A 21,382-nucleotide genomic window follows, 5' to 3' on the forward strand; every position below is an offset into this window, starting at 1 on the left:
TCCGGGGCTGGTCGAACGGGTGTGGCATGGTTGAGGCGTGGTGAATCCGGCTGGCGAGCGTACAGGTGCCACCGGCTCCGGCGGTCGTCGGAGCCGGCAGGGCACGGGTCAGTTCGGCGCGCTCGGCCTCTATCTCGCCGATCCCCAGCTCGAGGCGTCCGTGCTGGCGCTGCTCGACGCCGTCGAGGTCGAACTGCGGGCCAGTGTGGCCAGCGCCGATCCGTTCGTGACCGAGGCGGCCCGGCACCTGGTCGAGGCCGGCGGCAAGCGGTTCCGGCCGTTGCTGGTGGCGCTCGGCGCCCAGTTCGGCGATCCGACCGAGACGCGGATCGTGCAGGCCGCGGTGGTGATGGAGCTCACCCACCTGGCGACGCTCTACCACGACGACGTGATGGACGAGGCGGCCGTGCGCCGGGGGGCGCCGAGCGCCAACTCGCGCTGGACCAACTCGGTCGCCATCCTGGTCGGTGACTACCTCTTCGCCCGCGCCGCGGACCTCGCGGCCGACCTCGGCACCGAGGCGGTGCAGCTGCAGGCGCGCACCTTCGCCCGGCTGGTGCACGGCCAGATCGCCGAGACCGTCGGGCCGCGCCCCGGCGACGACCCGGTGGCGCACTACCTCCAGGTGATCGCCGGCAAGACCGGCTCGCTGATCGCCACCTCCGCCCGGTTCGGCGGGATGTTCGGCGGCGCGTCGCCGGAGCACACCGAGGCGCTGGCCGGATACGGCGAGACCATCGGCGTCGCCTTCCAGCTCTCCGACGACCTGCTCGACATCGCCTCGGAGTCGGTCCAGTCGGGTAAGACCCCCGGCACCGACCTGCGGGAGGGCGTACCGACGCTGCCGGTGCTCTACGCCCAGGCGGCAGACGACTCCGACGCCGCGTCCGTCCGGCTGCGGGAGATCCTCGCCGCCGGCGCGGTGACCGACGACGCCCTGCACGCCGAGGCGCTCGGCCTGCTTCGGGAGAGCCCGGCGCTCAAGCGGGCCCGCGAAACGGTGCGCAGCTACGCCGAGGACGCCCGCGCCCGACTCGCCCCGCTGCCCCACAACCCGGCCCGCCGCGCCCTCGAGTCCCTCTGCGACTTCGTCGCCGACCGCACCAGCTAACCCCCACCCCATCCCCGCCCAGCCCCGGGCCCTCCCGCCAACGCGCGGTGATCAAGAGAACTGCGTCGGGAACGATCTCCGCGGTGACGCGAACCTCTTGATGAACGGGAGGGGCGGGACGCAGCGGACGGGGTGGGCGTGGGTCAGGGGCGGGTCAGGAGGCGGCTGCCGGTGAGCATCAGGGCGGCGGCCAGCAGCATCGAGCCGGCGGCGGTGCTCCACATGGCGGGGTAGCCGGAGTGGGCGGCGAGCGAGCCCAGGCCCAGCGGACCGAGGCAGCCGCCCGCGTACACCCCGGTCTGGGTGATCGAGGTGGCGGCGGCCGGGGCCTGCGGGTGCAGCCGGACCACGGCGAAGTTCATCAGCCCCGGCCAGGCCCAGCCGAGGCCGAAGCCGAGCACGACGCCGGCCACCAGCGGCACCGGGCCGGCCACCGCGAGCAGCCCGAGCCCCGCCGCGCCGACCACCAGCATGCCGGCGATGAGCGCCACGTGCCCGCCCGACCGCCGGTCGGCCAGCCAGCCCGCGCCGACCCGGGCCGCGACGCAGACCGCGCTGCCCAGGGTCAGGGTGAGGCCGGCTAGCCCGGGCGCGAGCCCGCGCCCGACCGAGGAGTCCACCACGAAGGTGCCCAGCGCGTTGGCGGCGGCCGCCGCCAGGGTCGCGGCCACCCCGATGACCACCAGGGCGCCCGTGCCACGGCCGGCCCGCGCGCCGGTCGCCCGCCGGGCCCGCCCGGCCTCCCGCCGGGGTACGACGAGCAGGGCGGCCAGCGCGGTGCCGGCCGCGGCGACGAACGCCCAGCGCCAACCGGCGGTGAGCGCGATGGTCGGCACCGCCGCCCCGGCCAGCAGGGTGGAGACCGGGATCGCCGCCTGCTTGACCCCGAACGAGAGCCCCTGCCGCTGCGGCGGGACGTGCCGGGCCAGCGCGGCGTTGCTCGCCAACTGGCCGAGGGCGTTCGCGATACCGCCGAGCGCCAGCAGCCCCAGCAGCACCGGGTACGACCGGGCCAGCGCCGCCACGGCCAGCAGGACGCCGGCGGAGAGCAGGATGCCGGCGCGGGCCACCACCGCCGGCCCGTAGCGCTCGGCGAGGACGCCGGAGGGAACCGAGGCCAACGCGCCCACCCCGAAGTAGACCGACACGGCGAGGCCGAGCCCGGCGGGGGAGAAGCCGAGGTCGTCACCGAGCTGCACGGCGAGGCCACCGACCAGGAAGACCGGCAGGACGCAGGCGATGGTGACCACGATGGCGCTGACGCTGGCCCGCAGGGGCCGGGTGGAAACGGTGTCCGGGGCGGGGGTGACGGCGGTGTCGGTCATGGTCCGGCAAACCTACGCCGGTCGCCTCGACAGCACGGAACGTGTCCGTGGCTGCACGAGCCGTTGATGACGATCTGGCATCCTCGACCCGAACAGTCGTTTCGCACCGGGCCTGTATTTCATATGGTGTAAGTCCCCGGCGGCGGAGGTGGTTGTGCGCGACCCCCTGGCGGAACCTTCGGACCTGATCCGCAGCGTCTCCCGCGCGCTACGAGTGCTCGAGTCGGTCGGTCGTGCCCCGAAGGGGCTGACCGTCAAGCAGATCGCCCGGCGGTGCGAGCTGACCGTCGCCACCACCTACCACCTGGTCCGCACCCTGGCCTACGAGGGCTACGTGATCCGCCGCGAGGACGGCACGTACATCGTGGGGCTGGAGGTCGCCGACCGCTACCGGGAGCTGGTGACCGCGTTTCGCGGGCCGCCGGCGGTCGGGGAGACCCTGCGCCGGGCCGCCGCCGACACCGGCTACAGCCACTACCTGGGCCGCTTCGTGGGCGGCCAGGTGGCGCTGACCGCGGTCGCCGAGGGGCCACGCTCGCCCTACCTGGAGGAACTGGTCCCCGGCTTCGACGAGGGCGCGCACGCCACCGCGCTCGGCAAGGCCCTGCTCGCCACGCTCACCGCCGAGCAGCGCTTCCGCTACCTGCGCGAGTACGGCATGCGCCCGTTCACCACGGCGACGCTCACCAGCTCGGAGACCTTCGAGGCGGACCTGGCCGCCGGTGACCGGCGGGGCATGCAGCTGGAACTCGGGCAGTTCCGCCAGGGCGTGGCCTGCGCCGCGGTGCTGGTCAGCCCGGACAAGGACATGGAACGCCGGCTCGTGCTCGCCTGCGCGCTGCCGGCCAGCGAGATGATGACCTCCGCCCGGGTGGTGCGGGCGAAGCTGCTCACCGTGGCCCGGTCGGTCGCCGACGGCATCGCCGCCGAGCAGTGAGCCGGGAACGCCGCGAGGCCCTCCCCCGGGCTGGGAGAGGGCCCCGCGGTGGCGGTCCAGCGCCGGACCGCCGGAGGAACGTCAGCTACCCACCGGGCCGCCGTCGAGACGCCAGGTGACCACGACACCCGGCTTGGCGTAGTCGCCGTCCGGCCAGGTGGACTTCGGTGACTCCACCGAGGCGCCGGTGATCTCACCCGGGTGCTGCACCGCCACGAAGACCGAGCGGTTGTCGCCGGTGATGAACGGGCCGCAGGTCTCCGCGCCGAGCGGCACGGTCAGGAACTGCTTCAGGTGACCCCGCTCCGGACCCTCCAGGGCGGTCGCGAACAGGCCGTCGTTGCTGCCCAGCGCGTTGCCGTCGGTGGAGATCCAGAGGTTGCCGGTGGCGTCGAAGGCCACGTTGTCCGGGCAGGAGATCGGGGAGACCTTGGTCTTGTCGTACCCGGCGAAGTAGGTCGACGCGTCGGTCGGGTCGCCGCAGACGATCGGCAGCGACCAGGTGAACGACTCGGCGGTGTTGTCGCCGCGGTTCTCCTCCAGCTCCAGCACCTGCCCGTGCTTGTTGGCGTTGCGCGGGTTCGCCTCGTCCGCCTTCGGGTTGCTGCCGACACCCCGGTTGGTGTTGTTGGTCAGCGCCACGTACACCTTGCCGGTGAGCAGGCTCGGCTCGACGTCCTCCGGCCGGTCCATCTTGGTCGCGCCGACCTTGTCACCGGCGAGCCGGGTGAAGGTGAGCACGTCCGCCGCGGTCATCCCGTCCACGTACGAGCGGTTGCCGCTGACCAGCTTGATCCAGCGACCCCGACCGTTGAAGGCGCCGTCCGAGGGGAGCTTGCCGGAGCCGTCGATCTCGCCGGCGCTGGTCTGCTCCAGCTGAGCGACGTACAGGGTGCCGGACTCCAGCAGGGTCAGGTTGTGCTTGCGGGCGGCCCAGGAGTCGCCCTTCATGAACTTCTTGTCCGAGACGAACTTGTACAGGTAGTCGAACCGCTCGTCGTCGCCCATGTACGCGACCACATGGCCGTCCTTGGCGATGATGACGTTCGCGCCCTCGTGCTTGAACCGGCCCAGCGCGGTGTGCTTGCGCGGGCGGGCCTCGGGGTCGAACGGGTCGATCTCGACGACCCACCCGAACCGGTGCGCCTCGTTCGGGTGCTTGGCCAGGTCGAAGCGCTCGTCGGCGCGCTCCCACTTGCGGCTGCCGCTCGGGTAGCGGGCGGTGGTCGTGATGCCGTAGCGCTCCAGCTTCGGCTTCAGCTCCGCCGGTACGGCGTCCGCGCCCACGAAGTACTGGTTGAAGTTCTCCTCGCCGGAGAGCACCGTGCCCCACGGGGTCACGCCACCGGCGCAGTTGTTCAGCGTGCCGACGACCGTCCGGCCCTTCGGGTCGGCGGCGGTCTTCAACCAGGCCGAGCCGGCCGCCGGGCCGGTCAGGTCGAACTTGGTGGCCAGCGCGGTGACCCGCCGGTTGTACGGCCGGCGACCCTTCGCGACCGGCCGCCACTGGCCGGTGCCGTCGACCCGCTCCAGCTCCACCACGGACATGCCGTGCGCGGCCATCGCGATCCGCAGCTGCTCGACCGAGAGGTTGTCCAGGCCGGGGAAGGCCGGGAACATCAGGTCCTCGTTGGTGTACTCGTGGTTGACCACGAGCAGCGCCCGCTTGCCCTGCTTGTCCAGCGGCAGCACGCCGACGAAGTCGTTGTTGTAGCCGAACTGCTTGGCCTGCGCCGCGGCGGTCTGCCGGTGCACGTTGAACTCCGGCGCGCCGGGCACGACCTCGTCGCCCCACTTGATGACGACGGCGTGGTCGTAGCCGTTCGGCACCACCAGGGTGTCCAGCTTGTTCGGCGGGATCGGGTTGAACGTCAGCGCGCCGTTGCCGATGCCCTGCGGCGGGCGGCCGAAGCCGAAGGTCTCGGGCACCACCGCCGTCTCGCCGGGAGCGGCCGAGGCGGGAGCCGCGCCGGCCAGCGCGCCGGCCGCCGCACCACCGAAGCCGAGCACCAGCGCGCCGACCGCGCCGGCCCGGACCACACCGCGCCGGGTGACCTCGGTGCTCACCACGTCGCCGAAGTAGGCGTTGTCGGAGGTGTTCGGTACCGGGTGGTCGCAGGCGTTGCCGCAGCGGTAGAGGCAGGTCATGTTGTCACGGCTGCCGTGGCGGGTGGCGCCCAACAGCGGGAGCAGCCGGGGACGGTCGCTCATGGGGAGGAGCCTCCTGATGGGGGTCGGTGGCACGCTGGACGTCCCGCCGGCGTGCGTACCTGCCGGACGCTAGGAGGGCGTGGTGAGCGATCGTCGGCGTCGATGTGAACCAGACGTGAACAGATCGCCGGCGAACGCCCGTTGACCTCGTGCTGAACCGATCGGCGTGACCGCACGTATTCCCGGGCGTACGCCCCCGTCGGACTCGCGCCGAGAGCGAGGAGACCCGCCATCAGCGACCACGACGCCCAACTGCTCCGCGCCCTGCACGACGAGCATGCCGAGGCGCTGTACGCGCACGCCCTGCGGCTGGTCAACGGCGACCGGCAGCGGGCCGAGGACCTGGTGCAGGAGACCCTGCTGCGCGCCTGGCGACACCCCGAGTCGCTCGACCCGAGCCGCGGCTCCGTCCGCGCCTGGCTCTTCACCACCGCCCGCAACCTGGCCATCGACGCCTGGCGACGGCGGTCCACCCGGGTCGGCGAGATCTACACCGACGAGCTGCCGGAGCCGCCGGAGGTGGTGGACGAGGCCGAGCGCGCGGTGGAGGCGTGGACCGTCGCCGAGGCGCTGAACCGGCTCAGCCCGACCCATCGTGAGGTGCTCGTCGAGTGCTTCTACCAGGGGCGCTCGGTGGCCGAGGCGGCGTCCCGCCTGGGGGTGCCGCCGGGCACGGTCAAGTCGCGGACGCACTACGCGCTGCGCTCACTACGGTTGGTCCTGGCGGAGATGGGGGTGACCGGATGACCCGCTGCGAGTTCGCGCACGACGACGGCGCGTACGTGCTGGGTGCGCTCGCCCCCGCCGAGCGGGCCGCGTACGAGCGGCACCTCGCCGGCTGCGCCGAGTGCCGCGAGGCGGTCGCCGAGATCGCGGTGCTGCCCGGGCTGCTCGGCCGGCTCGACCCGGCCGGGTTGGAGCAGTTCCTGCCGCCCCCGTCGGGTCCCTCGCTGCCGACGCTGCTCGACGAGGCCCGGCAGCGCCGCCGTGGCGAGCGTTCGACCGTCCGCCGCCGGTACGCGCTGACCACGCTCGTCGCGGCCGCGCTGGCCCTGCTGGTCGGCGTCGGCACGGCCGCCGTGCTGCCCCGCAAGACCGTGCCGCCACCGGAGCAGGTGCGGATGGTCGCCATGCAGCCGGTCGCCGGGACGGTGCCGGTGCACGCCGAGATCGGCCTGACCGGCACCGACTGGGGGACCGAGGTGACCATGCACTGCGGCTACGACCAGCGCGCCGGCTACCGCAAGGCGTACACGTTCCGGCTGGTGGCGCACGGTCCGGACGGCGCGACCGAGCAGATCGGCTCGTGGCTGGCCGCGCCCGGCGACGACGTGCGGTTCAGCGGCGTCACCCGGTTCACCGACGCCGAGCTGGTCCGGTTGGAGCTGCTCCGCGCCGACGGCACCGCGGTGCTCAGCTACGACGTCCGCTGAACCGGCCGGGCTCAGCGGGCGACGGGGACGGTGGCGGTCGCCGCGCGGCGGGCGGCGGCGGTGGTGGTGGCGCGGGTGCGCCGGGCCTGGCGCAGCGCGTCCGCGGTGAAGATGATCAGGGCGAGCCAGACCAGCGCGAAGCCGCCCAGCCGGGCCGGCGGCATCGGCTCGTGGAAGATCAGCACGCCGCAGCCGAGCTGGAGGATCGGGGCGAGGTACTGGAGCATGCCGAGGTTGGTCAGCGGCAACCGGTTCGCCGCGCCGGCGAAGAGCAGCAGCGGGATCGCGGTGGCCGCGCCCGCCAGCACCAGCAGCGCCGTGTGCCCGGCCGAGGTGTGCCCGAAGGTGGCGTCGCCGGAGGCGGCGAGCCAACCGAGGTAGCCCAGCGCGGGGAGCGCCAGCACCGCGGACTCGACGAAGAGCCCCTCGGCGGCGGGCAGCCCGAGCCGCTTCTTCACCAGGCTGTAGCCGCCGAAGCTGACCGCCAGGGTGAGCGCCAGATAGGGCAGCCGACCGTAGTCGACGGTGAGCACGGCCACGGCCAGGCCGCCGACGGCCAGCGCCACCCACTGCGCGGGGCGCAGCCGCTCGCGCAGCACCGTCACCCCGAGCAGCACGACCACCAGCGGGTTGATGAAGTAGCCGAGCGCGGTCTCCACCACCCGGTCGGAGTTGACCCCGTAGATGTAGGTGCCCCAGTTCACCGCGATCAGCGCCGCGGCGACGCCGATGCCGGCCAGCGCCCGGGGCCGGCGGGCCAACGCCCGCAAGAAGCCGACGTTGCGCAGCGCGGCGAGCACCAGCGCGACGAAGACCACCGACCAGACGATCCGGTGGGCGAGGATCTCCAGCGGTCCGGCCGGCCGGAGCAGCTTGAGGTAGATCGGGAAGAAGCCCCAGAGCAGGTACGCGCCGAAGCCGTAGAGGTATCCCAGGCGGGTCGGGGTCACGCCTCCACCGTAAGGGGCGACTGCCCCGTTCGTTCCTTTCCGACGGGCGGCGTGACCGGCGTCACTGGCGCCGCCGCCCCGTCGCGCCGGTCCAGCTCCATCCAGCGCTCGGCAGCCACCGGGGCGAAGCCGACCTTCGCGTACACGCCGTGCGCGTCGTTCGTGGCCAGCAGGATCCGCCGTACGCCGAGCCCGTCGAGGTGGTCGCGGATCGCGCCGGCCAGCCAGGTGCCCAGCCCGTTGCCCCGCTCGCCGGCGTCGACGAAGACGTCGCAGAGCCAGGCGAAGGTGGCCCGGTCGGTGACCACCCGGGCCACCGCCACCTGCGCGCCGTCGCCCGGGCGGTACACGCCGTACGGAATCGAGCCGGCGAACGCGCGGGCCACCGTCTCCCGGTCCCGCCCCAGCGCCCAGTACGCCTCGGTGCTGAGCCAGTGGTGCACCCGGTCCAGGTCGAGCCGGGCCGGGTCGGTGCTGAGCAGGTAGCCGTCGCCGCGGGTCAGGGAGAACACCCCTGTGACGCTAGCCCCGGGCCCCCTGCGCCGCGCCGGCCAATTCCCGGACTCTGGTCACCGCCCGCGCTCCGGCCCGCACTCGCCCTCGGCCCGGCGCTCGTCTCCGGCCCGCGCCGCGCCGGTCAGTCGCGGTCGAGGATGGCGCCGAGAACCCAGGTCACGACGCCGACGAAGAGCGCACCCAGCACGGCGGCCGGCCAGAACCCGTCCACGTGGAACGGCAGCCCGGCCTCACCGGCGATCCAGCTGGTCAGCAGGAAGAGCAGCCCGTTCACCACCAGTGCGATCAGACCGAGGGTCAGCAGGTAGAAGCCGCAGCCGACGGTCTTGATGATCGGTTGGAGCACCGCGTTCACCACGCCGAAGATGGCCGCGACGAGGACCAGGGTGACGACCGCGTTGGTGGCGGAGTCGGTGTCCAGCGTGATGCCCGGGATGAGCAGGGTGGCCAACCAGAAGGCGAGCGCCGTCGTGGCCAGTCGGATCAGCAGACCCTTGAGAAAACCCATGGCGGGGATCGTGCCACGGACCGGTCACCGGCGGAACCCGTGGAGATCGACGAACCTGCGGTGATCGGCTGCCGGTCGCCGGTCGGGCGCGGAGCGTCGCGAACCCGGCCGGCAGCGGTCAGCGGCGGGACGGGCGACCGATCAGCTGCGACTCGATCGGAGTGGCGGAGAGCAGCGCCCAGCGCAGCGCCCGTCGGTTGACCACCGCGACCATGTCGTCCCGGATCCGGGTCAGCCACTCGGCGGAGTGGCCGAGCCCGAGCGCGGCGCCGGCCAACGCGGCCTCGCCCGGATCGAGGGGTTGAAGCACCGCCAGGTCGGCCCGGCTCAGCGCGTCCACGTCGGCCGGGGTCAGCTCGTCACGTACCACCAGGGTGGACCGCCACGGCGGGCCCGGCTCCGGATCGGCCGGCACCGGGCCCACGTCGACCAGCACCAGCAGCGGCCACAGCGGTGTGCCCGGCGCGCCGGGGACCGGTCGGCCGGGCGGGAGCAGCGGGATCGTGCCGCCGGGCGCGCCGACGCCCCGCACGAACGGCTCCCAGACGCGTGGGCGGGCGGTCTGCACCACCACCCTGGCGCCGGTCGCCATCGCGCGCAGGGCCACGAGCTGAGCGGCGGGCACCCCGCCGACCAGCAGCACCCGGGTGCCCTCGGGCCGGAACAGCCGGACGGTGACCGCGGTGCCGTGCCGGTTGGCGCCGAGCATCAGCCCCCCGCCGCCGGCGACGAGTTCCAGCCCGTCCACGGCCGGCACGGGCTGGGCGTACGGGCTGGCCAGCGCCAGTGGCAGCGTGCCGGCCAGGCCGGGCAGCTGCTCGCCGTCCAGCCGGCGAACGTCCGCGCCGAGGCCGGTCACCAGCTGACGCAGCGCCTCGGCGGCCAGCGACAGCTCTCCCGACGAGCCGGCGGCCAGGCGTACGGTCAGCTCGGCCGGAGCCGGCGCGGCGGCCGGATGCGGGCCGGCGCTGAGCGAGACGCTCGTGGCGGTCGCCGGCAGCGCCAGCATCCGGGTGATCAGCCGTCGCCCGCCGTCGCCGCGCAGATCCGGCCACCGGGTCACCCGGAACGTGGTCTGGAACAGTTCGCCGGTGCGCACCGTCGACCAGCACTCCCGCAGCGGCGCGGCGTCGTGGTGGGCCAGCTCGTCGAGCGCCCGCAGCGCGGCGGCCGTACCCAGTGGACGGGCGGCGAGGGACCCGAGCCGTCGGACGATCCGGCGCAGCGTGCCGGCGAGCGCCTGCCGCAGCTCCTCCGCCGACCACCCGTCGACCCGGAGCACCCGCACGGCGAGGAGCACCCGTTCCCGCCCGGCCAGTCGCCCGTCGGTGAGCTGCCGGTACGACGTGCCGACCGTGCCACCCGCTGTCGGTACCGGTGCCGGCGCGGCGGAGAGCACGAGCTGGATCCGGATCGGTGGCCCGTCCGGGGTGGGCGGCGGGAGCAGCGCCGAGGGGGCGGGCAGCATGCGCAGGCCGCCCCCCAGCAGGTCACCCGGGTCGCCGATCTCCAGCAGCGCCGTCACGCCGGCGGCGTCGTCCAGCATCGCGGCCGGACCGCCGGCCACCTCCGCCGAGCGGACCACGGCACCCGGATCGACCAGGTCGAGCAGGGCGGTCGGTCCGGCCTCCGCCGGCAGGACCCGCCTACGGGTCAGGTAGCCGAGCGCGGTGCCGGACCATTCGAAGAGCCAGCGACCGCGCAGCCGTAGCCAGGCCAGCGCGAGCAGCAGGACGGCCGCCAGCAGCGCCGCCGCCAGCGCGGGTGCGCCCCGGCCGAGGGCGGCGAGCGGCAGCGCCACCGCCACCTGCGCGGCGACGATCTGGCCGGCACGGACCCCGGCCGGTCGGCGGGCGGTCCACTGTGGCGGCAATGCGGGCCGGGGTGCGACCGGCGGCCCCCCGGCTGGGGCCGGGTCACGCCGGTCGGCCAGCTCACCCGGCCCGCCTCCCGGGCGTGGGCCGCTGGTGGTCGTCGCCGTCACCGCGCCTCCCACCCGATCACTGCCCGCTACCTGGCTGACGCACATGGTAAGCGAAGGACCGGGGTCCGCGTTGTCCACAGGGGAGCGGGCGGGGTAGCAGAAGTGCTATCAGGCGGCTACCGTCAGCCACGAGTTTCGCTGACCCCGCGCCCGCCGTGCGCATCATCCCCGGGCGTGAGCGGCGTGTTCCCCGGCGGGCACGCCGACGGCCAGCCACGCGCGACGAGACGAGGTGAGGTCCGGAGTGTCCCAGACCCAGGCGGAAGCTGCGGTGATGCAGCAGACCGCGGCGAAGTTCGAGCAGGTGGACCAGTCGCTGCAATCGATGCTGAGCAGCCTGATGACCGAGTTGGAGGTGTTGCAGCAGGCCTGGCGCGGCGCCGGCGGGCGGTCGTTCGAGCAGGTCAAGCAGCAGTGGGCGCAGGATCAGGCGGCGTTGCAGCGAGCCCTGCGGGAGACCGCGGGCGCGATCCGCACCGCCGGCCAGCAGTACGACGCCTCGGACACCGAGGCCGCCGGCCGGGTTGCCGGCACCAACCGCGGCGGCATCCAACTGCCGCTGTAGAACGATCCGATCCAGGGGGAGGGAGATCGCAGGTGGACCACGGTGTGCTGGTCGTCAACTTCGCCGCGCTGCAACAGGCCGGCGCGGACATCCAGAAGGCGCTGAACGCACTCGAGTCGCAGCTCGGCCAGTTGGAGCGCGACGCCGCGCCGTTGGTGGCCGGCTGGAACGGCGAGGCCAAGCAGGCCTACGAGCAGCGGCAGTCGCGGTGGCGCTCGGCGTCGCAGGATCTGCAGGCCATGCTGCGCGACATCAAGCTCGCGGTGGACGACTCCGCGACCGACTATCTGGACACCGAGAAGAAGAACGTCGGTCTGTTCCAGTGAGCCCGGCGCGTGGGACGCCGCAGGGCGACCCGGTGCGGGGCTGAGTCGGATCAGTTGGTGGCGTCGGCCCGGGACGGGCCGGCGCCACCGTCGTCCCGGCCGGCGTGCCCATCACGCCCGTGGGTCAGCGGGGGTCGGCGGGCCGCCAGCGCCGCCGGCTGCCGCGCGGCAGCACGAGGGCGATCAGCACGGCCGCACCCGCCGCCGCCGCACCGACCGTCGCCACCGTCAGCGCCCGGTCCCGGGCCGCCGTCCGCCGGGCCCGCTGGGCCAGGCGCGCCGGGTCGGCCGGCTCGTCGGCCAGGGCGGCGACGGGGCGGGTCCGGCCGGTCGCGCCGTCGGGCGTCTCGGTGACCGCCCGGTACGGGTTGAGCACGCCGGCGCCGTAGCCACCGCCCGAGCCGGCCCCGGGCGCGGGGTCGGCGGTGGCGACGATCCGTTCGGTCACCTGCGCGGCGGTCAGTTCGGGGCGGTACTGCCGGAGCAACGCCGCGGCGGCGGCGACGAACGGGGCCGCATAGCTGGTGCCCTCGGTCCGCTGGTGGCCCTGCCCGGGCGCGGCGGTCAACACGTCGCTGCCGGGGGCGACCAGGTCGACGTACGGGCCCGTCTGGGAGAAGGACGCCCGGGTGCCGTCGGCGGCGATCGCCCCCACCCCCAGCACTCCGTCGTAGGCGGCCGGATAGGGCCGGGGGTCGCCGCCCTCGTGCAGGTTCCCGGCGGCGGCCACCACCACCACGTCCCGGCCCAGCGCGTAGTCGACCGCGGACCGGACGGCCGGGTTGTCCGCGTAGAGCACGACGGAGAGGTTGAGCACGTCGGCGCCGTGGTCCACCGCCCAGCGGATGCCCCGCGCGAACTCGGCGGCGCTGACCGTACGCCCCGACTCCCGGCCCTGGACCACCTGCTGCTCGCTGACCCGGACCGGCAGGATCCGGGCCCCCGGGGCCAGGCCCCGAAACGCGACCCCGGTGCGGGGCGCCGCCGCGATGATGCTCGCCACGCCGGTGCCGTGGCCGGCGCAGTCCCGGGTGCCGTCCGCACCCCGGTCCAGCAGGTCCGTGCCGTCGAGTACCCGATCGGCGAGCTGCGGATGGTCCCGGTCCACGCCGGAGTCGACGACTGCCACCGTCACTCCCGCACCGGTGGCGAGCGGCGCCAGCCGCTCCGGCGCGTACCGCTGCTGCGGCCAGGGTGTCGCGGCGACGGCCCGGACGGGGGCCAGCGGCGTCGGGCAACCCGGTGCCAGCCGCGACGTGCCGGCGCTCGCCGGGGCCGGTCCTCGGGCGGACGCGGTGGCCGGCTCCCCGCCCCAGGCGACGGGCGTGCCGGTCAGCAGTGCGGCCGTCAGCATCGCCAGGACGAGGCGCGTCATCGACCCGGACATCGACGGCCTCCGTATCGTGTCGGCTCCGGGACGGGATGTTATCGCCTCGCCGACGAGCCGGCCGACCGGCGGCGTCCTCGCCATTGTGATCTTGTTACTACCTTGTAGGTTGTAGGCGATGCCTGTGGCCTGTTCCCGGAAGGAGAGGTGGCCGTGACCGAATGGGAGCCGGCCACGGAGGCCGAGGCGGCGATGCGGGACGCGCTACGCGCCAACGACCAGGAACTCTATTTCCGCATCCTGGCCCGGACCGAGCTTCTCCTGCCGGTCTCCACCCCGGCCGTCGGGCAGACCCCGGCGGGCTGGGGCACCTGGACCACCGGTGGTCGCACCCACGTGCTCGCCTTCACCTCCACCGGCGCGCTGCGGGCGTGCCTCGGAGAGAACTCCGGCGCCACCCGTCGGGTGCCGTACCCCGAACTCGCCGCCGGCTGGCCCAATCCGGAGTGGTGGCTGGCGGTCAACCCCGGTCTGCCCGTCGAGGGCTACCTCCCGGCGTGGTTCGTCGCCCAGCTGTCCCGCGGCGACGTGCGGCTGCCCGGCCGGACCCTGGGCGCCCGGGCTCGACTGGAGCGGGCGGAGACGTTGGCGCGGGCTCGTGCCGCCGGAGCCCAGCCGGGCCGGGACGCCCAGGCGGGGCCGTCCGTCGACGGACCGGACGCCGGCCCGCCCGGCCGGACCTCCCCGGGGGGCGCCGTTCCCGTCCCCGGCAGCAGCACCCCGGGGGCAGTCGGGTTTCCGCCCGCGCCGACCGCCGCCGCGCCGACCGCCGCCGCACTGTCGCGCCGCCCGGCGGAGGCGGTGCCGGAAGCCGACGCAGCCCGTCCGGGCGTCGGGCGCGCTCAGCCCGACCGGGCGCAGCCGAGCGCCGGTGGCGGGGAGCCCGGTCACCCCGCTGGCCGGCCCGTTGCGCCGCGGTTCGCCCCGCGCGACGCGCCCTCGGGTCGCACCGGTCCCGGGTCGGCCTGGCCGTCGTCGGCACGGCCCGGACGGACCGCCGATTCCGGCGGACCGTCGACCGCCAACGGGCGAGTCGCCTCGGTCGGGAACGCCCGCGCCGGGGGCGAGGAGAACGAGCCCGGGTCGCGGCAGTCCTTCTTCGAACCGTCGTCCGGGCGTGGCGCGGCGTCGTACCGCGAACCGGCCCGTCCCGGCGACCGGGCGGCGCCACCATCCCGGTTCGGGCGCAGCGACCAGCCGTTTCCCCGACGCCGCCCGCTGGACGCGCCGGTGGGTGAGGAGCAGACCCGGGCCTTCTTCGCTCCCAACCGCGAGCCGACTCCGACGCCGAGGCCGCCGGCGGACGATCCCCGGGCGGCCCGATCCGCGCCCGGCATCGAGACGACCCAGCCGCTGCCACGTCCGGCGCCGCCGGCCGACGAGGCCACCCGCGCGTTCGGCGTCCGCACCCCGTCGGCCGGGCAGCCCGCCTCGACCGGCCGCCCGCCGGCCTGGGAGCGGGACGGGGAGCTGACCCAGCCGTTGTCGTACCGCCGCGCCGAGCCGGCGGAGGAGCTACCACCGTCCATCGCGGAACCGGTCTCCGGCCCGCCCGCGCCGCGCCGCGGCTTCACGCCCATCGTCATCGAGGGCACGATCATCGAGTCCCGGGTGCTGTCCGACCCGCCGGACGCGCCACCGGCGCCCGGACCGGTCCGGGCGCCGCTGCCCGGCGACAGCGACCGCTCGCGGCCCGGCACCGGGTCGGCCCGCACCGCGAACGGGCGCGGCAGTGCCGACGACGACCGATGGGCTGGCGCGGCAGCGGCCGACGCGCCGAGCGATGCCACCACCGACCTGTGGGGCGGAACCCGCGCGGGAGGCCCGGGCACCGAAGCTGCCGGCGGCACCGAGGCCGCCGGCGGAGGCGGGACGGAGCGCCGGGGCGAGGCCGTGGAGGCCGACCGGTGGGCCGCCCTCCGCGGCGACCACACCATCGGCGGCGATCCCGGTGCCACCGGCCCGGCCGCCACCGCACCCCCGGGCGGCGAGCGCCCGGTCACCCCGCGCCCCGACGACGCGTCGGCGAGTTTCCCGAGGTCGACCGACGCCCCGTTCGGTTTCCCGGGCCCGCGTGGCGTCCCGGTCGGCTCCCCTCGCCCGGGCGACGCGACGACCGGGGACGGGGCCGACCTGTGGACACCGCGAGCGGCGCCCGGCCCCGCCCACACCGAGCCCGCTGCCCCGCCGGCTCGACCGGCCGCCGAGACGCCCAGGCCCGCCGAGACGCCGAGGCCCGCCGAGACGCCGAGGCCCGCCGAGACGCCGAGGCCCGCCGAGACGCCGAGGCCCGCCGAGACGGCCGGGGTCGGCGGAGCGGTCGCGGACAAGGCGCCGGACGGCCGTCCGCCCGTCGAGGAGCCGGCGTTCGACTTCCAGCCGGCGAACGCGGTCGAGGAGGACCTGCTCGGCGCGACGGGCGCGGGAAGCACCGACACCTTCCTCTCCACGCTGCTGCTGGCCCGGGTGCTGCTGCCGGTCTCGCCGGACTCGGCCCCGGGTAGCCGGCCCGGCGAGCCCGGCTTCGTGTGGCGCACTCAGGAGCTGGACGGGGAGACCTTCGTGGTGGTCTACACCTCCCCGGAACGGCTGGCGGAGCACACCGTCGGCGAGGTGGCGACGGTACCGGTCAAGTTCGTCCAGCTGATCCGCCGCTGGCCGGAGGAGAACTGGTCGTTCGCGGTCAACCCGGGCACCCCGGTCGGCGCCAAGCTGCCCGGTGAACAGATCGTCGGGCTGGCCAACTGGGCCGCCGAGGTCGGCCTGGGCGACGACGGGTACGCCGAGGAGGCACCCGCCGCGGCCGAGCCCGCCCAGCGACCCCGTCACACACCGAAGGCCGTCGACCCGTCCCGCCCGATCCTGATGCAGAAGGCGATCGCCGCCAGCCAGCTCGCCTACTACCTGGAGCGCGGCTACGACCGCGTCTCCGGCTTCGTGCACCGGGCCAACGAGCTCGCCCACCTGACCACCCCGGCCCAGCTCTACGACGCGCTCGGCCTCGGCTACCCCGAATCACCGTTCTCCCGGGACGCCGAGGAGGTCTACGTGCTGCGCTGGCCGGCGCACCGGCCGAGCCTCTACCGAATCCCCTACGGCGGGCAGAACGAGCCCGCCATGCGGGCGATGGAGGGCTGGGTCATCGAGCGTGCGCCGTTCCGGGGCAACGGGTTTGCCCCCGGCGAGAGCAACGATGTGGTGGCGGAGTTCAAGGTGGACAGTGCCCGGCTGCCGCACGGTGCCCAGCTGTGGCGGATCGGTGCGGACGGCACCGAGCGGGTGGTCGCGACCCTGGACGCCGACACCCTGCTCTGGCGGGAGGTCGGTGCGGCGTGACTCGCGACGGCTTCGTGGCCCGCTGGCGCGGCCGGGAATACCAGGCCAGCCCGGACGGCGACGACATCCGCCTCTACCAGCCGGAACCCGCCGAGGGCTTCGAGGAGGTCCGGCCGGGGCGGTACGTGCGGGTGCTGCCGGCGGTCGAGGTCGAGGATCTGGTGTACGTGCGCACCACCTGCACGTGGCAGGGGCAACCGTTCGTCGTGCTCGGCGAACACGACGGCTGGCTGCGGGTGGAGTACACCGGTGGCCGCTGGCCGGTGGCGCAGGCGATGCGTCTGGAGGTGTTCGACTTCGGCGTCTACCAGGGTTGGGCGCCGGCCGCCGAGGTCACCGACCTGCGTGAGCAGCGGTTGTAGCGGACGACGCGCGGCGTGGCTCGGCCGGGCCGGTCAGGACTTCGTCCAGCGCAGCACCTCGCCGAGCACCAGTTCGGGCGCCTCGACGTGCGGGAAGTGCCCCACCCCGTCGAGCAGCCGCCACTCGTACGGGGCGACGACATAGCGCCCGGAGCCCTGGGCGGTACGCGGCAGCGAGGCGAGGTCGACGGCGCCGTGCAGTTGCAGGGTCGGCGTGATCAGCGGCTTCTGCATCAGCCGGACGAAGCGGTAGCCGTGCAGCCGCAGCACCGAGCGGAACGCCCACCGGTAACCCTCCAGCGCGCAGAACGCCGCCTGCGGGATCCGCATCGCCTCCCGGCAGCGCTGCGCGTACGCCGCGAAGTCCGGCCCGGCCACCCAGTCCGGCCCGCCCCAGCGACGCAGGTACTCCTCGACGGCCGCCGCGCCGTCCCGGGTCAGCACGTGTTCGTAGCGGGGCAGCTGGAACTTCAACGTCGGCGTGGCGGCGGCGAACTGTCCGCGCGGATCGGCGAAGATCGCCGCGCGCAGCCGCAACGGGTGCGGCGCGCCGAGCACCACCAGCCGCCGGACCAGGGCCGGGTGGAACGAGGCGACCGTCCAGGCGACCATCCCGCCGGCTCCAGAGCCGACCAGGGTGGCCGAGCGCTCGCCGAGGGCACGGATCAGCCCGGCGATGTCGGCGGCGAGCGTGTAGCCGTCGTACCCCCGGGGTGGCTTGTCGCTCGCGCCGTAACCTCGCAGGTCGACGGCGACCGCCCGGTAGCCGGCGTCGGCGACGGCCGGCAGCAGCTCGTGCCACGCCCACCAGTGCTCCGGGAAGCCGTGCAGGAAGAGCACCATCGGCCCGGCGCCGGCTTCGACCACGTGGAACCGGCTGCCGTTCGCCCCGACGAACCGGTGCGTCCAGGGCCCCTCGGTGAGGACGCAGGACTCGTCGACGGCTCCGCCGTGCTGGTCGGTCATGGTCCCAGCCTAGGACCCGGCACTCGCGCCCGTGCGGGCCGTCAGGCGAGGGGCCGCAACGGCCGGCGCGCGATGCCGGCCGCGCGGTGCGACGGGATCCGGGCCGGCGGCGGTGTGCCGGCCGCGGTGACGCCGTGCGGGAGGCCCGGGCGTCAGTCCGACACGATGCTCATCGGGATGCCGGGGCCGCAGGCGATACGGGCCATAGTGGGGGTGAGCCGGAGCGTGACGAAGCTGCCTTGGCGCAGCTCACCGGCGTTCGGGCCGTGCAGCGCGTACTCGGTGCCGTCCTCGGCCACCAGGCCGTAGCACGGGCCCCGGCCACCGCGGGTGATGTGCCCGCTGACCAGGCCGGCGGGCCGCAGGTCGGTGGGCGGGCTCGGCTTGACGGCCGGCGGACGCAGGGTGGGCAGCTCGGTGGCGGACACCGGTGGCCGTGCCGGCGAGCCGGTCGCCGCAGGCGACGGCGGGCTGGCCGCACCGGGCGTCGGACCGGTGGTCTGCTCCGGGGTCGGCGTGGCGCTCGCACTCGCGGTGGGGGAGGTGGCCGGTGGGGCGGTCGTACCCGCGTCGCCGGGCCCGGACCGGGCGCAGGCGGCCAACGCCAGCACCGGCAGGAGGACGAGGACAGCCCGGGAAGACATCAGCACGCCCCTTCGACGCCGCGCCCGTCGCCCCAGTTCCGAACTGCCCGGCAGAACTTGCCACGGGGCGGAAAACGACAACGGCGCCCGGGAGAACCCGGGCGCCGCCGTCGTCACCGTTGACGAATCAGGAAATGCGGATCTTCATCGAGGTGCCGTCCTGCTCCAGAACCTTCACCTTGACACCGGCTGCGGGGAGCTTGACGCCGTGGTTCGGCAGCTCCTCGTAGAAGTACTTCTTGGTGTCGTCGAAGAGCGGCTGCGCGTCCTGGCCGCGGATGTACTGCGGCTGGCTGTTCAGGTGCAGGGTGAACGAGTCGGCCTTCTTCAGGCTGAACGGCGCGTCGTACACCTGGACCCGGGCCCGCCACGGCTGACCGGTGAGGTTGTAGATCGGGCGCGGGTGCGCGTCGATGTACAAGTTCTGGCCCTCGCCCGGGTGGGCGCCCGTGTCGTTGTCCGCCCAGCGGGTGTTCCAGTACGAGATGAGCAGACCCTCCTGGTACGCGTAGTGGTCCACCCAGTCCGGGCGGGTGTTCGCGTAGCCGAAGAAGTACGGGCCGGTCTTCAGGTACTTGTCGTACGAGACGTACGACCGGTTGCCCGCGATGTAGAAGTTGGGGAACGTGTCGGTGTAGGTCGCACCGACGATTTCCCACTCTTTCAGCGCCCAGCCCGCGTCGGTCTCGGCGCCGTCGGTGAACACCGTCTGGCCGTCGGCGGTCACGGTGATCGCGTCACCGAAGAAGCCACCCTCGGAGACGCCCCCGTCGGTGACGTAGTGCAGGCGGACCTGCGCCACCTTGCCGGCGAGCGAGTTCAGCGGGATGTTGATGTCGGCCCAGGCACCGTTGCTGCTGCCGTCGAGAGCTGGCCGGTCGGCGCCGTCGACGCCGATCGGCTGGCCGTTGACGGTGCCGTCCAGGTCGGTCCAGGTCTGCCCACCGTCGGTCGACGCCTCGAAGTAGAGGTAGTCGTACCCCTCTTCGATGGCGTACTTGCCCTTGAGCGACAGTGCCGCGGACGACTTGCCGGTGAGGTCGAACGTCCTCGTCATCGTGCCGTTGAGGTCGTCTCTGTTGCCGGAGAAGTACTGCTTCGCGCCTGCGAACGGCGAGCCGTAGTTGAAGGTGTACTCCCGCTCGGGTAGTACCACCACCACCGCCTGCGCGTCCTTCGAGTTGTACTCCTGCGGGCCCAGGTCGATGGTCTGCTTCTGGCCCGCGACGACCACCTCGTAGTCGAGCCAGCCGAGCTGGAGCTTGTTCCACGCGCCCAGGTCACCACCGCGGTCACCGATGCCGACGTCGTTCTTGGCGCCGAGCCGGCTCTGGGCCATCAGGGTCCAGTGCTCGTTGTTGTTGTCGGTCGAGCCGTAGTCGTCCGGCAGGCCGAGGTCGTGGCCGTACTCGTGGTAGAAGACGCTCCGGCCACCGTTCTCCGGCTGGATCGTGTAGTCACGGATCCAGAGACCGGTGTTCCCGATCTGGGTGCCGCCGATCGGGAAGTTCGGCGGGCCGACCGGCGAGCTGTTGAACGCCGACCAGCGGTGGCTCCAGATGGCGTCCTCGCCCTGGTGCGGGTCACCGTCGGCCTGGTCGCCGCCGGAGTGGACGATCTGGAAGTGGTCGATGTAGCCGTCCGGCTCGTTGAAGTCGGCGTCGCCGTCGTAGTCGAACCGGTCCCACGTGTCGTACGACCGCAGGTCCTCGGCGATCTGCGCCTCGGTGCGGCCCTTGGCCTTCTGGTCGTTGTACCAGACGGTGACGGCGTCGCGGATCAATGCCCAGGTGTTCGAGCAGACGTTGTCGGGGCAAACGGCCAGGTCGTCCTGCGGGTCCGGCTGCTGACCCGGCTCCGGGTCCGGGATCGGGTCGTCGGAGCGACCGTAGCGGGCCTCGTTGTACGGCACCTTGACCCAGTCGCTGACCATGCCGTCGACGGTGTAGCGACCCGAGGACTGGGCCTCGTAGTACTGCTTCAGCGACTCGTCGCCCGGCTTCGTGCCGAAGTACAGCTGGCGGAAGTGCTCCGGGCTGAAGTCCGGCTGCCAGATGGTGGAGTTGTCCACCGCCCGGTTGGGCTGCGGGATCTTGTTGTGCAGCGGCCCCTCGAAGGTGGTCGGCCCGGCGATGTCCGGGTTCATGTCCTTGTCCGGGTAGGACGGGTGCCGCTGGTCGCCGAACTCCGCCAGGATCACGAAGATCTTGTCGGTCCGTTCGCGCTTGAGCTCGACGTACTGGTGGCGGGTCTCCTGCTGGCCGCCGGCGCGATTACGGGCGTTCGTCGCGGTGGCCGCCTTTCCGACCTCACCGACCTTGACGACCGTGCTCCCGTTGACCTCCATGGGCTTGCTGCGCCCGGTCAGGACGTCGCTGAGGCCCTCCTGACGGAGCGCGCGACGCTTCTCCTCGAGCTTGTCGGGGAGTTCGTCCTTGAGTGCCTGCGGTTCGGCGGCGGAAGGAGCTGCTGCCGGCAGTTTGGGCTGGGGCGCCGCCGAGGCGGACGGGCCGAAAGCGAGGCCTGTCGCCGTCAGTGAGAGCCCGAGCAGACCCACTGCGACTCTGCGCACGTGGTACCTCCGGTGTGAGGGAACCGGCCCTACGGGGGTACGGACCGGTGAAGATCGATCCCACAGGTGGGACCAATGGTGAACATAGACACTGGCGGGACGGGTGGGAAGATGGACGCGTCGATTTGTTGCAAGATTTTGTTTGCCCTGTCGTCAGCCGTCACACCCCGAGCGCTCCATCAACGTTCGTGAGCAGGAGCGGGCCGGAACGCGCGCACGTGCAGCGGTGCATTTCGATCAAATGGTTCG

The 21,382-nt window shown here is 73.8% G+C and carries 18 protein-coding genes; 8 read left to right on the plus strand and 10 right to left on the minus strand.

From position 1 onward, the window contains the following. The first annotated feature begins 37 nt into the window (after positions 1-37). The gene (locus AB0C04_RS02835) at positions 38-1,111 is read left to right on the plus strand and encodes a polyprenyl synthetase family protein (RefSeq protein WP_357047282.1); all 1,074 of its coding nucleotides are present in this window, start codon (positions 38-40) and stop codon (positions 1,109-1,111) included. Between the two features lie 143 nt (positions 1,112-1,254). On the opposite strand, the gene AB0C04_RS02840 is transcribed toward AB0C04_RS02835, so the two are convergent. Next, the gene (locus tag AB0C04_RS02840; RefSeq protein ID WP_357047284.1) at positions 1,255-2,436 is read right to left on the minus strand and encodes an MFS transporter; all 1,182 of its coding nucleotides are present in this window, start codon (positions 2,434-2,436) and stop codon (positions 1,255-1,257) included. Between the two features lie 154 nt (positions 2,437-2,590). Here AB0C04_RS02840 and AB0C04_RS02845 point away from each other — a divergent pair, with 154 nt between their 5' ends. Next, positions 2,591-3,373 (plus strand): IclR family transcriptional regulator C-terminal domain-containing protein, encoded by a 783-nt coding sequence (locus tag AB0C04_RS02845; protein ID WP_350868063.1) that lies wholly within the window; start codon positions 2,591-2,593, stop codon positions 3,371-3,373. Between the two features lie 81 nt (positions 3,374-3,454). On the opposite strand, the gene AB0C04_RS02850 is transcribed toward AB0C04_RS02845, so the two are convergent. Continuing rightward, a complete protein-coding gene (locus tag AB0C04_RS02850; RefSeq protein ID WP_357047286.1) occupies positions 3,455-5,584 on the minus strand; it encodes a PhoX family phosphatase in 2,130 nt (709 codons plus the stop codon). Positions 5,585-5,836: 252 nt separating this feature from the next. Here AB0C04_RS02850 and AB0C04_RS02855 point away from each other — a divergent pair, with 252 nt between their 5' ends. Further along, positions 5,837-6,331, plus strand: coding sequence for a sigma-70 family RNA polymerase sigma factor (locus AB0C04_RS02855; RefSeq protein ID WP_357049069.1), 495 nt, complete (start codon positions 5,837-5,839; stop codon positions 6,329-6,331). Continuing rightward, on the plus strand, positions 6,328-7,017 hold the full coding sequence (locus tag AB0C04_RS02860; RefSeq protein ID WP_357047288.1) for a zf-HC2 domain-containing protein: 690 nt from the start codon (positions 6,328-6,330) through the stop codon (positions 7,015-7,017). The genes AB0C04_RS02855 and AB0C04_RS02860 overlap by 4 nt, the downstream gene beginning before the upstream one ends. A gap of 11 nt (positions 7,018-7,028) precedes the next feature. On the opposite strand, the gene rarD is transcribed toward AB0C04_RS02860, so the two are convergent. From rarD to eccE, 4 genes are all read right to left on the minus strand, one after another. Beyond that, on the minus strand, positions 7,029-7,967 hold the full coding sequence (rarD, locus tag AB0C04_RS02865) for an EamA family transporter RarD (protein ID WP_357047290.1): 939 nt from the start codon (positions 7,965-7,967) through the stop codon (positions 7,029-7,031). Then, positions 7,964-8,479, minus strand: coding sequence for a GNAT family N-acetyltransferase (locus AB0C04_RS02870; RefSeq protein WP_357047292.1), 516 nt, complete (start codon positions 8,477-8,479; stop codon positions 7,964-7,966). The genes rarD and AB0C04_RS02870 overlap by 4 nt, the downstream gene beginning before the upstream one ends. 125 nt (positions 8,480-8,604) lie before the next feature. After that, positions 8,605-8,991 (minus strand): phage holin family protein, encoded by a 387-nt coding sequence (locus AB0C04_RS02875; protein ID WP_357047294.1) that lies wholly within the window; start codon positions 8,989-8,991, stop codon positions 8,605-8,607. A 118-nt stretch (positions 8,992-9,109) separates the two neighbouring features. Beyond that, positions 9,110-10,975, minus strand: a complete 1,866-nt coding sequence (eccE, locus tag AB0C04_RS02880) for a type VII secretion protein EccE (protein ID WP_357047296.1) — start codon at positions 10,973-10,975, stop codon at positions 9,110-9,112. A 244-nt stretch (positions 10,976-11,219) separates the two neighbouring features. On the opposite strand from eccE, the gene AB0C04_RS02885 reads away from it, so the two are divergent. Then, on the plus strand, positions 11,220-11,540 hold the full coding sequence (locus AB0C04_RS02885; protein ID WP_357047298.1) for a WXG100 family type VII secretion target: 321 nt from the start codon (positions 11,220-11,222) through the stop codon (positions 11,538-11,540). Between the two features lie 32 nt (positions 11,541-11,572). After that, the gene (locus tag AB0C04_RS02890) at positions 11,573-11,866 is read left to right on the plus strand and encodes a WXG100 family type VII secretion target (RefSeq protein ID WP_357047300.1); all 294 of its coding nucleotides are present in this window, start codon (positions 11,573-11,575) and stop codon (positions 11,864-11,866) included. A 124-nt stretch (positions 11,867-11,990) separates the two neighbouring features. Here the strand turns inward: AB0C04_RS02890 and mycP are convergent, their stop codons facing one another. After that, positions 11,991-13,253, minus strand: coding sequence for a type VII secretion-associated serine protease mycosin (gene mycP / locus AB0C04_RS02895; protein WP_357047302.1), 1,263 nt, complete (start codon positions 13,251-13,253; stop codon positions 11,991-11,993). A gap of 153 nt (positions 13,254-13,406) precedes the next feature. Here mycP and AB0C04_RS02900 point away from each other — a divergent pair, with 153 nt between their 5' ends. After that, on the plus strand, positions 13,407-16,589 hold the full coding sequence (locus tag AB0C04_RS02900) for an SseB family protein (protein ID WP_357047304.1): 3,183 nt from the start codon (positions 13,407-13,409) through the stop codon (positions 16,587-16,589). Further along, on the plus strand, positions 16,586-16,951 hold the full coding sequence (locus tag AB0C04_RS02905; protein ID WP_357047306.1) for a hypothetical protein: 366 nt from the start codon (positions 16,586-16,588) through the stop codon (positions 16,949-16,951). Before AB0C04_RS02900 ends, AB0C04_RS02905 begins: the two co-directional genes overlap by 4 nt. Before the next feature lie 33 nt (positions 16,952-16,984). On the opposite strand, the gene AB0C04_RS02910 is transcribed toward AB0C04_RS02905, so the two are convergent. From AB0C04_RS02910 to AB0C04_RS02920, 3 genes are all read right to left on the minus strand, one after another. Beyond that, a complete protein-coding gene (locus AB0C04_RS02910) occupies positions 16,985-17,917 on the minus strand; it encodes an alpha/beta hydrolase (RefSeq protein WP_357047308.1) in 933 nt (310 codons plus the stop codon). Between the two features lie 152 nt (positions 17,918-18,069). Then, positions 18,070-18,561, minus strand: a complete 492-nt coding sequence (locus AB0C04_RS02915; RefSeq protein ID WP_357047310.1) for a hypothetical protein — start codon at positions 18,559-18,561, stop codon at positions 18,070-18,072. 127 nt (positions 18,562-18,688) lie between these two features. Beyond that, positions 18,689-21,118, minus strand: a complete 2,430-nt coding sequence (locus AB0C04_RS02920; protein WP_357049072.1) for an immune inhibitor A domain-containing protein — start codon at positions 21,116-21,118, stop codon at positions 18,689-18,691. Between the last annotated feature and the right edge of the window lie 264 nt (positions 21,119-21,382).

This window comes from Micromonospora sp. NPDC048909 (assembly GCF_040649635.1).
Taxonomy (GTDB): Bacteria; Actinomycetota; Actinomycetes; order Mycobacteriales; family Micromonosporaceae; genus Micromonospora.